Below are 13,522 nucleotides of genomic sequence, written 5' to 3'. Positions count from 1 at the left end.
TAAATTACAAAGAGGATTAGAGTTTTTTAATAAAACTCCTATCTAAAATATATGCTTCATCTATAGCTTTTTTAACAATTAAATATTCAAAATTATCTATATTTTCTGAAATTATATTTTGGCTGTCTTCTGGTACAATAAATCTTCTTTCACAACTTGATAATATGTTGTAATCAACATCTATTAAGTAAATCGAAGACTCTTCTAAAATATAAGAAACATGGGAGTCATTCTTAACAATTACATTTAAAATATTATTTTCAACCGTTAATACACATTGAATATTATTAGCAATATTACAAACATTTTCATCAATCCAAATATGATCAAGTATTTTTAAATATTTCAATTTAAAAACTAATCTATCCAAACTAATATATGGATTTAGTTCATAGAAAGGAGCTGGATTGGTTATACTTTCTCTTAATGATATAGCATTCTGTAATGCTATTTTATAATTGGATTTATAGTTTTCATATTCAAAAAATTTTCCATCATTGTACTCTAAATAGCCCTTTGATACAATTGTTCCAACAACACAATTCTCACCAGCACAATCTTCAGCATGAATATTTTTTCCACAATAAAAAACTTCTTTTAAATTATTTCTACATTGAGACTTATTAAAAGAATATGTTGAATATTCAAAATGTAATAAAATCCACATTTCAAATGCGATAGAACAAAAACCTATATTTATGTTTTTCCTATAGGCTTTTGAAAGATTAAAAGCTTCTTCATGATTTGGATGTCCATCTTTATCATATACTACCCATAATTCATCATAATCGACCTCAATATCCGCTAATTGAGCTTTTCTTACATAACAAGTAGGTTGCGCTTTATATTCATCTTCTATTATAAAATCTTCTACTTTAACTATTGTTTGTCTTATTTGTCTTTTTTTTCCGCCTTTTCTTTCTACAAAATTTTCTACATCATTTTGTATTTTTTCTTGAGAAGGAATTGGCAAAATTTTTATAAAATAATCTCTTATTCCCTCATCTACTATCTCATTGCGTAGATTATTAAAATAATCAGGTTCAGATCTTTCACCTTCACAAACAATTAATAAAGTTTTTCGATATTCTTGGCTCATTTACTAAAATATTCCTTTAATGACTTTATTTGTGGAACACCTCCAAATTTACCAGCAAGATACCATCTATCAAAAGAAGTATCCTCTCTTAGATTTTCAAAATCTTGCAAACTATATAAATCAGTTTCTCCTTTATCATTTTTTTCGGTAATCCATACTTGATCTTTTCTTATCATATCTTTATCAAGAAGAGATATATCATGAGTTGTAAATATTAATTGTGCATTATTGGAATTTATTTCGTCATCTTGAAAAAGCATAACAATCATTTTTGTAATAAAAGAATGCAAACTAGTATCTAGCTCATCTACCACCAATACACTTCCAGTTTCAAGAGCTTCGATAATTTTAGCACCTAAAACAAATAAACTTTGTGTTCCTATAGACTCTTCTAATAATGAAAGATTTGTTGTATCAATTAACTTATCACCATTATATAAATCATGAATTCCTGATATATTAAAATCACTTCTTTTCCATAAATAATTTATTTTGTTTTTTGCATTTAATTTTGATTTATTAATATTTATACCTGTAATTTTTGTGTCAGCATAATTTATTAGTTTTTCTAATTTAACTTTTAAATTTTCGTCTTTTAAAAGATCTTCAGATATTTTATCGTTTAAAATTTCATAATGTAATTTATTTGTAGCATTATAAACAAACATTCTTTTAAAGTAAAGAAAAATCTTACTAATTACTTCATGTGGCTCATCATCTCCAAACTTCGATAACAATAATTGGTTTTTAAATACATTTATTGTTTTTTTCCCAAAATCATATCCTAGTAAGCCTGATTGAACATCTTTACTACTATCAAATTTATTCCTTGTAAAAACATTCGTTTCTCTACCATTTGGATAATAAGATAAAACCTCATTAACTACGATATTATCTAAAAACTCTATAGAATAAATGTGTTTAATTTTATCGAGTAAAAATTCTAGAGTAAGCTCAACAGGAGAGTTAAGGGTTTCAATATTAAATTTGAATGGGTCATATATTGTAATGTCATCATCTAATGATGGTTTTTTGATAATTAAATTTCTAAGTTCATATAGAGCTCTAACTATATTGGATTTACCTGAAGCATTTGAGCCATACATTAGAGAGGTTTTTAAAACTTTAAAATCATTAATAGTAGTATAATTAAAATCTTTAGCTTTAGACGCACTAGCTTCTAAAGTATAATTTGTTTCCTCTTTGTATGATCTATAATTTTTTAGCTTAAGATTTAAAATCATATTGTTGCGATTTTTTTACAAAACTACTCATTTAAACTTTAAAAAAAGAAGTTTAAACAGTCATATTTGAAAAGTAATTACAATATATATTGGAGGGAAACATAAATAATACTACTCCAATTAAATGGAGTAGTTTAATTAACTCAAAAACCAACAGTAATCAGAATTACCATTGAGTGCTTTCTGAATACCTTTAGTAAAATCAAAAGCATTCAAATTTCTATCTAAGAAAGTATCTATATAACTGCTTTTGTTAGCTTGTGTAAAGAGATTATATGCATTCCATAGGTTAATCTCTCCATTATTAGCCTTACAAAAACTCTCATCTTCGTAGTAGTCTTTAGCTATTGTATTTAACTGGCTATCATTGAAAGTTAATTGAGGAATATTTAATCTCTGTTTTTCAGTTTTAGATATATGCTGATACAGTCTTGTTTTACCTAATAATTGAGCAAATTGATGTTCAGTTAAATAATGGTCTGAAAACTCTTTCATTTCCAATAAATGTTGCTGTGCATTGTATTCTGTTAAAATATTCATTATTTTATTTTGCAACTCTTGGTATGAGCTTACTCTCATATCATCTACAAAGCCATCACTCCAAACACATAAATTACAGCAGACTTTATTCTGAAAACCCACAAAGAACTTAAACTTTTCAAAAGTTTTTTTATTGTATAAATTCTCCTGATTATAGGCTCTAACTCCACCAACTGTTAATGATAGCTCATTACCATTAATTGAATCTGTTATACCAGGAATCCTAATAATAAATGCCATCCTTTCAAAATACTGTGTTTTTTCATGATCTAATAAATCTTTTGCATTCTTATAAATAGCATCAGGAGTTCTGCCTTTAATTTGATGTGAAACTCTTATTTCAGGTTGCATAAAAGATTGATGAGAAAACACCTTACTAATACAGTCCTGTGTAATATCAATAAATTCCTGATGAGCAATGGTTTTTTCATTGTCTTTAGAGAATACAGGAATAATACAATCATTCTTTAACTGATAGAGATTGACTTCTTGTGTGTTTGCTTCAATGAAAGGTTTGTATTCATATGGCTTCTCTTCTATTGGTTTATTTTCCTGGTGAACTTCAATCCTTTGAAGAGAACTATCAAACTCTTGCCAGACTTTATCTTTTTCTGCTTCAGTTGAAACAGCACCAGGAATAAAATAATCCTGATTTGAATGATGGGCTGTGTCATTATTCATTCTGCTTTCATACAAAGAAATCTCTTTAATATTCTGTGCTAGTCTAAGTTCAAAGGCTTCCTCTAAGGTAGCAGGTCTAATTTTGTTAATGGTGTCCATTGGTTGAAAAGTTTTGAGGGTTTGATGATTTGATTAAGAATGATTTTCTGGCTTCATATTGAGGTCTTAATTCTTCCTGATATTTAGGATATTTTTTATAGATAGCTAAAAGCTCTGCAATGGTATTACTGGTTTTAATCTTAGTTAGAATATCATCTTTAGAAAAGCAATCTCCACCAGGATCAAAAGTAATAGGTTTGATAAAGCTTTGAGGGCTGGCAGGAGAATCCATACCAGTTGAAACATTTGCAGTTTCTGCAATTCCAGAATTACACCAGCTCAATATTAATTTACCTGTGTCAGAGGTAATAATAAATTCAGGCTTGTTCATAAATAGCCCTGTTCTGTCTTTTGATGCCTTAGCTAAATGGTTTTCATTGACTAGTTCAAAATTTATGGTTAATTCATATTCAAAACCATCTCTGGTAATCTCTTTTGTTCCATGCTTTACTACTTGGGTTTTACCATTGCTCCCAACATCTAAAGAATAGTCTATTTTTCTCCTGGTAGTGGCAATAATATGACAGCTTGACTGCAATATCTTATTGATAAAAGCTTGATGCCTTGGTGTGACATTAGCCCAATCCTGAAATCTTCCACCTAGTTTCTCATGAATATCAAGGCATCCACCAGTACCATTCCACTCATGGCTTGCAGAATCAATGATAATAACAGAAATTCCTGACTTTTCACACAGTTCAATTGCCTGTATGTATCTTTCAGGGCTATAAGGAGCTTGTAAATCCAATACATTATAATTTCCTAAATCTGAATATAAAGAAGCAGAGGAATTTTCTGTATCTATAACAGCTATTTTGCTCCAGTCCTGTGTCATTCCATAAGCTAATAATAAGGCTGATTTGGTCTTACCAAAACCTGATGCTCCTGATAGTCCTAACCTGAGCTTTACTTGTTGTCTTTGTGATTGTTTTAATTGCATAGTTATAAGGTTTAATTATTAATATTTTTAATTGATTGTTTAATATTGAAAGTGAATAATATTCCTGTTCCTGGTACTTTTCAGAGAACAAAAAAACCAACCTCAAAATTTTGAGATTGGTTTAAAAGCATCATTTTTTCTTTATATTTATATAACAGAAAGGAAAAAAGAGCGCTTTTTATATTATATATTCTGGAAAGCGATTATAGATTAAATTGATTAATTCAGATTCTTCAAATAATAAATCATCTAATACATAATGATTTATGGGATTACCTAAAAATCTTGTGGATTTCAAATGACCATTGTAGAATATTTTAATTAACAAACTATAAAAGCTTTCAATCATTTGCCCTTTTGACTTTTGCTTACTTAAGGTATTTTTAAAAGGTATTAAAGATTTAGCAATGACCACATCAATGTTCTGTAAGTTTTTTAAATTATTTTCAATATCTAACTCATTAAACAAAGATATAAATTCTGGAAAGGGGTTATTAGGTAATTTATGCTTTAACTTCATTTTCTTTTTATTAAATTCCAATAAACTAACTAATTTCCACCAGTCCTGATATAATTTTATTATTTTTTTTTGTTTTGAATTTAACACTTCTACAATACTAATATCATCCAAGTTAACCTTTGAGGCAAAATAAACACAAGATTTAAAATATAACTTTTGAAAATCTTTACTTGATGTAGTATTTGAATCAAAAATCAACTGTAGTAATATTTTATATATTTTGTTTAGATTTGATTGTGTTAATTTTTCTCTATCTATCCGTAATTCAAAGTAGTTAAATAAATAATCTTCAAAGTACTCCAGTAATTCAAAATCTGATAAATTATGAGAAAATTCAATATCTATATCAGATTCAGGATTCCAAAGAGAAGTAATAAACTTTAACTCGTTATTGTATATCTCTGAAATTTGCTCAGATAATTTATTTGAGTCTAAATAAATTTTTCTTGAAATATGCAAACTCTTTAATTTGCAATTAAGAAATTGATTAGTAATAGCTGCCCATATGAAATAAGCTGAAAGATTTCCTCCAAAGAAATTCTTTGTAAGAAATTTTTCACCTTTCTCTAAAATGAAAATTTCTTTTGATGGATATAAAAGTCTATTCATACCAGTCCTTTTCACTCTATCAACATGAAGAATCTCCTTGTATAAGTTTTCTTGTAATTCTTTGAATTTATCATTTAAAATATTTGCTTGATTATTAATATTCGTGTAATCAAACTTGCCTAATGACTCATGTGAAAACTCTTTGAAAACATCTTTTAATACTTCCTTTTGTTCAGAGGAATGAGGAAAAGAAGTAATATTAATGCATGGTGGGTTAGGAAGAAATACATAAATATCACCCATGCTCCTCTGTCTTGCCAATGATTGTATTAAAGAGTTTAAACCACTTGTAAAAACACCTTTATTCATTCCATAATCAATGTTTACTTCTGGAGGAAGAATAACAATGAAATGATGATTTTCCTTTTTTATATTGACTCCAGTAGTGAAGTTTGTTCCAATATTTATTAGTTTTGGATCAAAAGTTTTGTTAGCCCTCTTATCAAGAGGGTCATAATAACATCTATTAATTCTATTCCTTATTGGATAGAGTATGTTGGAGGCTTTTAAAATTTTAGAATTAGGATCAGGTTTTCCAATAAATTTCTTTGTAAGTTTTTTTGAATAAACCATAATATCAAAAGGTTTATTTTTCTCTACTAAATGACTCAATAAACTAATAATTCTTCCATCACTATCAAGTTCATATCCTGAATAAAATTTAATATGTAACCTACTTTGTTTTTCTATAAATCTTTTTCTCTCGGATTCGATAATTTGAATATTTTTATTTGTGAATTCTGAAAGATATTTGATAACTTCTTTTGAAGCTTCATTATATGTAGCGCTTACTATTAAAATCTTATGAACAAAGCCTTCAAACTTCCATAAATTGAAAATATTCTCTTCTCTAAAATTATAAATACTGTCATGTATTTCGTCAAAAATCATCACTAATTTCTTCTTACTGGTATGGCAGGCAGATACTAGTTTTTTAAAATACTTAATTCTTTTCTTTGAGCTAACTAAGTTTTCTCCACCATTACCAAGTAAAGCGTTAACAGTCATAACATGTATTCTAAAATCTTTTACATTAAAAGCATTACTGTTCTCTTCATCGGAGATTTTTACCAATGGTAATTCCTGAATATTAAAGATTTTTTGTCTATCAATAAAGTTTGAAAAATCTTCCACATATTGACTAATCAAATTATTAAATGGTACAGCAACTACTACTATATACCTATCATCATTTGCATATTTAACTGCTAAATCAATAATGGACTTAGATTTTCCTTGACCAACACCAGCATTAATCACTACTGTATTTTGAATCTCATAATTAGCCTCTAAAATAGGCATTAGTGCATCACTTATATAACCATTATCATCAGGTGTAATTTGAATTTTCTCATTAACGGTATAATATTCATTAAAATCAGAAGGATTAATTTGTTTAAACTCGATTGGATAATCTTGAAAATAAGAATTAGGTAATATAGTATTGCTCATAGTAATTAACTGTGCTGTAAAAATACTACAACACAGTTAAAGTTATTTTAGTTTTGAATTTAATTTATTCATTTGTTCACTCACTTTCTTATTTACAACTTTAGCATAATGCTCCTGGGTAATAGTAATTTTTGAATGACCTAACAACTCTGACACTATCTCCATAGGGACATCATTAAAGAGTAATACTGTTGTTGCAAAGGTTCTTCTTGCTAAATGGTGGGTTAATCTTTTCTCTATCCCCACAATGTCTGCTATTTCTTTAAGGTAGGCATTAAACTTCTGATTACTGAAACTTGGCAACACTTTTATTTCATGTGCATTACTGTATTTCTCAATAATGAATTTACTTTTAGTCAATAGAGGAATAGATAAAGTTTGCTGAGTTTTAAGTCTTTTCATATTGATCCATTCATTGCCATCAAAACCGTTTATAATATGAGATTTTTCAAGATTAGCCATTTCATTATAAGCCAGCCCTGTATAACAACAGAAAATAAACATATCTGTAACTATTTGTAATCTTTCTGATTTAAATTGATACTCTTCAAGCTTCTTTAATTCTTCTGTTGTCAAATAAACTATCTCTTTCTTAACACGTTTTACTTTATATCCCACAAAAGGGTCTCTATCTATAATCCCTTGTGAAATGGCTATTTTAACAACTTTCCTAAACCTTTGAATCATCTTGTTTACTGTTGCAAGGGCTAAAGATTTCTCTGTTTTCAAGTAGAATTCATAATCCTGAACAAATTTTAAATCCAAATCTTTAAACTGATAGTCTGCCTTAGTGAATGAATATGTAATAAAACCTTTTAATAAGTCCTTTGCCTGTTTAAACTTCCAAAGTGTAGCAATTGAATACTCTTTCCCTACAAGCTTCTCAAGTCTGTCATTATGCTCTTTAAAAAGCTCAAGAATTGTTTTGGTTCTGATTGAGACATCTCCCTTGTATTGTAAGTAAATATCTCCTACATCAAAGTTTTCTTCATTGACTTGCAGAAATAAAAAAGCCTGATTAATTTCATTCTTAATCAGACCTAATTGTGTATTAATAAAACTGTTTTCTTCATTGGGTGGTTTAGCTTTCTGTAGCCTACTATCCCATTGCTTAGGATTCACAAATAATCCAGTAGAAAACTCTTTTCTATCCTGGTGAAAAGTAATTCTACATTTTATAGGGCACTTACCCTGCTTATTTAGTTTCACTTTTTGCAATAGAAAAAGTATTGATAATTTATTGTTATTCATTGATTTAAGTTTTAGAAATGGGTCACCAAAAAGTAGAAATGGGACACCTAATAGGACACCTTTTAAGAAGTATTCTATATATCTGAATACATAGAGTAAGTTGAACTCTTGTAATTAAGACAATATTACAACACTCTGAAATAGAGAATAAAGCACAAAAAAACACCTACATTTCTGTAAGTGTTTGATTTATTGTGGTCCCACCTGGGCTCGAACCAGGGACCACCTGATTATGAGTCAGGTGCTCTAACCAACTGAGCTATAGGACCTCAAAACTTGGTTAAATTTTGTGCTTGCAAAAATAGTAAAATTTCTTTCACTACAAAACTTTTTATGACTTTTCTTGACAAAGTTCTACGAGCACTCCGTTGGTGGATTTAGGATGAAGGAATACAACTAATTTGTTATCAGCACCTTCTTTTGGCTCTTCGGAGATAAATTGAAAACCTTCTTTTTTTAATCTTTTTACTTCTTCGACGATATTTTCAACGCCAAAAGCCAGGTGATGGATGCCTTCTCCCTTTTTATCGATGAATTTTGAGATCGGACTTTCCGGGTTGCTGGCTTCAAGAAGCTCGATTTTGCTTTCACCGGTTCCATAAAACGAGGTCACTACTCCTTCCCTTTCTACAGTTTCTTTTTTGTAGGAAGGTTTTCCTAAAAGCTTTTCAAAAAGTTCATCGGAAACCCCTAAAGATTTTACGGCAATGCCGATATGTTCTAACTTCATAAGTAAAATACTATAATTAAATCGTAAATTTGAAATACCCATTACATTTCAAATGAGCAATTCAAACAAAAGTACTAAATTTGCATAAATTATGGAAAGTAACAGACAAAGAAAAGTAGCACAGATTATACAGGAAGATTTTGCAGAATTATTCCGCAAACAGGCAGCTGACAGCAAACAGAACATTTTGGTTTCTGTTTCGGATGTTAAAGTAACTGCAGACCTGGGAATAGCAAAGATCTACTTAAGTATTTTCCCTCAGGAATTCCGTTCACATATTATGAAGGAGATTGAGGAGAACAAACCTCAGTACAGAAATTTCATTGGCCAGAAAATGGCTAAACAAGTTCGTATCATTCCACAGCTTAGTTTCTATCTTGACACTTCTCTTGATGATGTTGAAAAACTGGAAAAAGAATTAAGAGGCGAGGGAGACAATCCTGTATTATAAATTTTGAAAAACATTGCATTCTATATTGCTTCCCGATACCTTTTAGCAAAAAAAGGAAGCACTGCCGTTACCTTCATCACATGGTTATCCGTGGGAGCAATGATGGTTGCCGTTACTGCAATGTTTGTCATTATTTCAGTTTTCTCGGGCCTTGAGGATCTTAACAAGGATCTGATCTCTAATCTTCATGCGGATCTTACGATCAAGAGCTCTGCAGGCAAGACCTTAAAGAACCTGCCAAAAATTGAAGATCTTCTTAAAAAAAACAAAGATATTACCAGCTTTTCCCGTGTCATTGAGGAAAAAGTATACATTAATTATAACGGAAAAGGAGACATTGCCTATCTGAGAGGAGTGGATTCAGCTTATACCGTAGTCAATCCCATCAATAAAGACGTATTTTACGGCAGCTATCCAAGTTTCGATTATTCGAATGAGGTATTGATGGAAAATTCACTGGATAACAGGCTTTCGATTCCGGTAGCTTCTTCAAAGGATTATGCCACCATTTTTATGCCGAAACCAGGACTTGGGATTATCAATAAAGAGGATGATATTTATAATAAAAAAGACATTCTGGTGACCGGTATTTTTCCGGGAAAAGATCAGCTGGACAGTTACATCATTTCCCCGATTGAATTGACGGAGCAACTATTGAACCTGCCCAAAAATTCAGCCTACCAGATCGTCATCAAGTTAAAAAATCCTGAAAATGCAGATATCGTTAAAGGTAAATTACTTTCTACTTTGGGCAAAGGGATTGATATCAAGACCAAAGAAGAAGAAAATGCTGCTTTCTGGAAAATGATCAATACGGAAAAGCTTTTCATCTATTTAATCTTCGCGCTGGTTATTTTTATTACGACCTTTAACCTGGCTGGAGCCATTATCATTCTGCAACTGGATAAAAAAGAACAGGCCAGATCACTGATCTCGCTTGGATTCCCGTTAAGCCACCTGAGAAGAATTTACTTCTACACCGGGGTCCTTATTGTAATATCAGGGATTATTTCCGGGTTGATTCTGGGGACAGCATTGTGCTATTTCCAATTGTTTACAGAATTTTTTAAAGCCAACGAAACTTTGCCGTTCCCGGTAAAGATCGTAGGTAAAAATTATATCATTGTAGCCGTTACGGCATCTCTATTCGGCTTCATTATTTCATGGGTATTTTCAAAAATAAGCAAGGAATATATTACTAAAAATTAATATACGTAAGATCGTATTTTCTTTACCTTTGCGACCCAATTTTTAAATAATGAAACGAATTTTATCTTCTTTTTTATTGGTATTAGCTTGTTTTTATACATTAGCACAGATACCTGCAGGCTATTATGATTCGGCTGTTGGATTAACCGGCCCTTCATTAAAAACCCAACTTAAGGAAATTATTTCTACCGGATATGTTCAACATACCTATAACGACCTTTGGGATGCCTATCAATCCACCGACAAAGACAATTTTTACGAGATGGATGGCACCGTTCTGGACATCTATTCCGAAAACCCAGCGGGACCGGATAATTATAACTATACTTTTATAGTCAATCAATGCGGCAGCAACAATGGACCTGAAGGAACCTGCTACAACAGAGAGCATATTGTCCCTCAGAGTCTTTTCAGTGAAAACCTTCCCATGAAATCTGACATTCATTTTATACGCCCTACGGATTATAAGGTGAATGGTATGAGATCTAATTACCCTTTTGGAGTTGTAGACGTACCAACATTCGTTTCCCAAAACGGATCCAAGCTTGGAAGTTCTGCTTCTGCAGGATATACAGGTATTGTATTTGAACCTAATAATGCTTTTAAGGGCGATATAGCAAGAATGGTCCTTTATTTCGTAACAAGATATGAAGCCCAGCTTTCTACTTTCAGCACAGGGAATATTTTGGGAGGTTCTGCTTTCCCGGGGCTTCAATCGTGGGAACTGAATCAGTTGCTGGCATGGCATGCGGCAGATCCGGTGTCACCGGAGGAAATTGCAAGAAACAATGCATCTTATGCTTATCAAAACAACAGAAACCCTTATATCGATCACCCTGAATATGTGGCACTGATCTGGGGAACTCCGGTTATCGATACCCAGGCGCCAACAGCAGCGACCAACCTGATAGCCAACAACCCTACTTCTAACTCCATGTCATTGAGCTGGACGGCAGCAACCGATAATATAGGCGTAATTGGTTATGATATTTATGCAAACAATACATTCAAAACTTACGTAACAGGAACTACGGCAGTGGTTTCCGGATTATCTCCTTCTACTACGTATGATTTCTATGTAATTGCTAAGGATGCAGGCGGAAATTCATCTCCTCAGAGCAATATCGCACAAGGGACTACCTTGGCATCACCGGCAGGAGGAAGTTGTGGAACCGAAACTTTTGATGCCATACCAACCACTCCTAATCCTAGTTCTTACATCGATAGAACATGGACAAGCAATGGAATTACATGGAATGCTACCTCTGCAAGAACGGATGAAACGATCAATGGAAAATCCATCACGATAAAAAATGGAGTCTTAACAAGCTCTACCATTTCAGGAGGTATACAAAGCTTAACACTAACGACCCAATTGAAGTATAGTGGAGCTGCCGGAACATTGAATGTTGAAATCAATGGAAATCTTGTAGGTACCATACCGTACAGCGCTTCCGTACAAACAACAACGATCAGTAATATTAATGTTACCGGAAATGCCGTGATCAAAATCATCACAACATCATCTGCAACAAACAGAATCGCAATGGATGATCTTAGCTGGACATGTAATTCAACATTAGCTACTGTTGATGCCACTAAAAATCCATCATCATTTGTGGTTTATCCTAATCCGGTTACAAATAATGAGCTTTATGTAAAAGGTGAACTGCTGAATAAAATTTCCAAAGCAGAGATTTATGATCTGTCGGGAAAACTGATCCGGGTGATTAACAATCCATTCAAAAATTCTAACAAAATTCATTTAAATGGATTGATCAAAGGAAATTACATCCTAAAAACAGACAACATTTCTGCAAAATTCATTGTGGAATAATCTTAAAAATATTTTAATCTATAAAGACCGATTTGTTCGGTCTTTTTTTTATTTTTGATAGATGGATTCCAATAAAAAATTAGGCTTAATAGGAAGAAATATTTCTTATTCTTTTTCCAAAAAATTCTTTGAAGATAAATTCCAAAAACTAATGCTGAAAGGCATCTCCTATAGTATTTTTGATCTTCAGGAAATCGAAGAGGTTGAAAACCTGTTTTCAACACCTGGGCTACTGGGCTTTAATGTGACCATCCCGTATAAAGAAAAGATCATCAATTATCTGGACAATTTGAGTGAAGAAGCTGAAAAAATAGGCGCTGTAAATTGTGTTTTAATTGAAAATGGAAAGAAAACGGGTTATAACACGGATGCTTTCGGATTTGAAAAAACCCTTCTTCTCCATAAAAAACCACACCATACTTCGGCATTGATTTTAGGTGATGGCGGAGCCGCCAAAGCGGTACAATATGTATTGGATAAAAATGGCATTTCTTCACAGACCGTTTCCAGAAAATCTATATTAAATTTTGATAATCTGGATACAGAAACAGTAAACGACCACAAGCTGATCATCCAGACTACTCCCGTGGGTACATTTCCGAATGTTGAGGATTGCTTAAAATTCCCATTTGAGGGACTTTCCCGCGAACATTTGATCATCGATCTTATATACAATCCCAATTACACGAAGTTCATTATTAATGCTTCGGAAAAAGGAGCAAAGACTGTAAATGGCTATTATATGCTTGAACAGCAAGCAGAAAAAGCTTGGGAAATTTGGAATTTTCAAAAAAAATAACATAAATTAGTGCATTAATTGGCTTTTTAGCTACGTGCGACAGATAATAAACGCCATTCAC

General features: G+C 31.6%; 11 protein-coding genes and 1 tRNA gene. 4 read left to right on the top strand and 8 right to left on the bottom strand.

The window, feature by feature from the left end; all coding sequences use genetic code 11:
• Positions 1-16: 16 nt before the first annotated feature.
• The 8 genes from MTQ00_RS19580 to mce all read right to left on the bottom strand — a co-directional run bounded on the left by MTQ00_RS19580 (position 17) and on the right by mce (position 9,165).
• Positions 17-1,099: an RloB family protein gene (locus tag MTQ00_RS19580; protein ID WP_273650708.1), complete on the bottom strand. Its 1,083-nt coding sequence runs from the start codon at positions 1,097-1,099 to the stop codon at positions 17-19.
• Positions 1,096-2,343, bottom strand: coding sequence for an AAA family ATPase (locus MTQ00_RS19575; protein WP_273650707.1), 1,248 nt, complete (start codon positions 2,341-2,343; stop codon positions 1,096-1,098). Before MTQ00_RS19575 ends, MTQ00_RS19580 begins: the two co-directional genes overlap by 4 nt.
• 138 nt (positions 2,344-2,481) lie before the next feature.
• Complete coding sequence (locus MTQ00_RS19570; protein WP_273650706.1) at positions 2,482-3,663, bottom strand: DUF3871 family protein; 1,182 nt, start codon at positions 3,661-3,663, stop codon at positions 2,482-2,484.
• Positions 3,650-4,603, bottom strand: a complete 954-nt coding sequence (locus MTQ00_RS19565) for an AAA family ATPase (RefSeq protein ID WP_273650705.1) — start codon at positions 4,601-4,603, stop codon at positions 3,650-3,652. Before MTQ00_RS19565 ends, MTQ00_RS19570 begins: the two co-directional genes overlap by 14 nt.
• A gap of 178 nt (positions 4,604-4,781) precedes the next feature.
• Positions 4,782-7,184 (bottom strand): DEAD/DEAH box helicase family protein, encoded by a 2,403-nt coding sequence (locus MTQ00_RS19560; RefSeq protein ID WP_273650704.1) that lies wholly within the window; start codon positions 7,182-7,184, stop codon positions 4,782-4,784.
• A 42-nt stretch (positions 7,185-7,226) separates the two neighbouring features.
• Positions 7,227-8,435, bottom strand: coding sequence for a site-specific integrase (locus MTQ00_RS19555; RefSeq protein WP_273650703.1), 1,209 nt, complete (start codon positions 8,433-8,435; stop codon positions 7,227-7,229).
• A gap of 195 nt (positions 8,436-8,630) precedes the next feature.
• A tRNA-Ile gene (locus MTQ00_RS19550) sits at positions 8,631-8,704 on the bottom strand.
• 62 nt (positions 8,705-8,766) lie between these two features.
• Positions 8,767-9,165, bottom strand: coding sequence for a methylmalonyl-CoA epimerase (gene mce / locus MTQ00_RS19545; RefSeq protein ID WP_172283698.1), 399 nt, complete (start codon positions 9,163-9,165; stop codon positions 8,767-8,769).
• 91 nt (positions 9,166-9,256) lie between these two features.
• On the opposite strand from mce, the gene rbfA reads away from it, so the two are divergent.
• The 4 genes from rbfA to MTQ00_RS19525 all read left to right on the top strand — a co-directional run bounded on the left by rbfA (position 9,257) and on the right by MTQ00_RS19525 (position 13,461).
• Positions 9,257-9,616 (top strand): 30S ribosome-binding factor RbfA, encoded by a 360-nt coding sequence (gene rbfA / locus MTQ00_RS19540; protein WP_273650702.1) that lies wholly within the window; start codon positions 9,257-9,259, stop codon positions 9,614-9,616.
• A gap of 3 nt (positions 9,617-9,619) precedes the next feature.
• A complete protein-coding gene (locus MTQ00_RS19535; RefSeq protein WP_273650701.1) occupies positions 9,620-10,825 on the top strand; it encodes an ABC transporter permease in 1,206 nt (401 codons plus the stop codon).
• Between the two features lie 49 nt (positions 10,826-10,874).
• On the top strand, positions 10,875-12,662 hold the full coding sequence (locus MTQ00_RS19530; RefSeq protein ID WP_273650700.1) for an endonuclease: 1,788 nt from the start codon (positions 10,875-10,877) through the stop codon (positions 12,660-12,662).
• A gap of 61 nt (positions 12,663-12,723) precedes the next feature.
• Positions 12,724-13,461 carry a shikimate dehydrogenase family protein gene (locus MTQ00_RS19525; protein WP_273650699.1) on the top strand — a complete coding sequence of 246 codons (738 nt, stop codon included), beginning with the start codon at positions 12,724-12,726 and terminating at the stop codon, positions 13,459-13,461.
• Positions 13,462-13,522 lie beyond the last annotated feature (61 nt).

The sequence above is a fragment of the Chryseobacterium sp. B21-037 genome (assembly GCF_028570785.1).
GTDB lineage: Bacteria > Bacteroidota > Bacteroidia > Flavobacteriales > Weeksellaceae > Chryseobacterium > Chryseobacterium proteolyticum.
The sequence above is the reverse complement of the archived record's forward strand: the minus strand, read 5'-3'. Positions and strand labels throughout refer to the sequence as shown.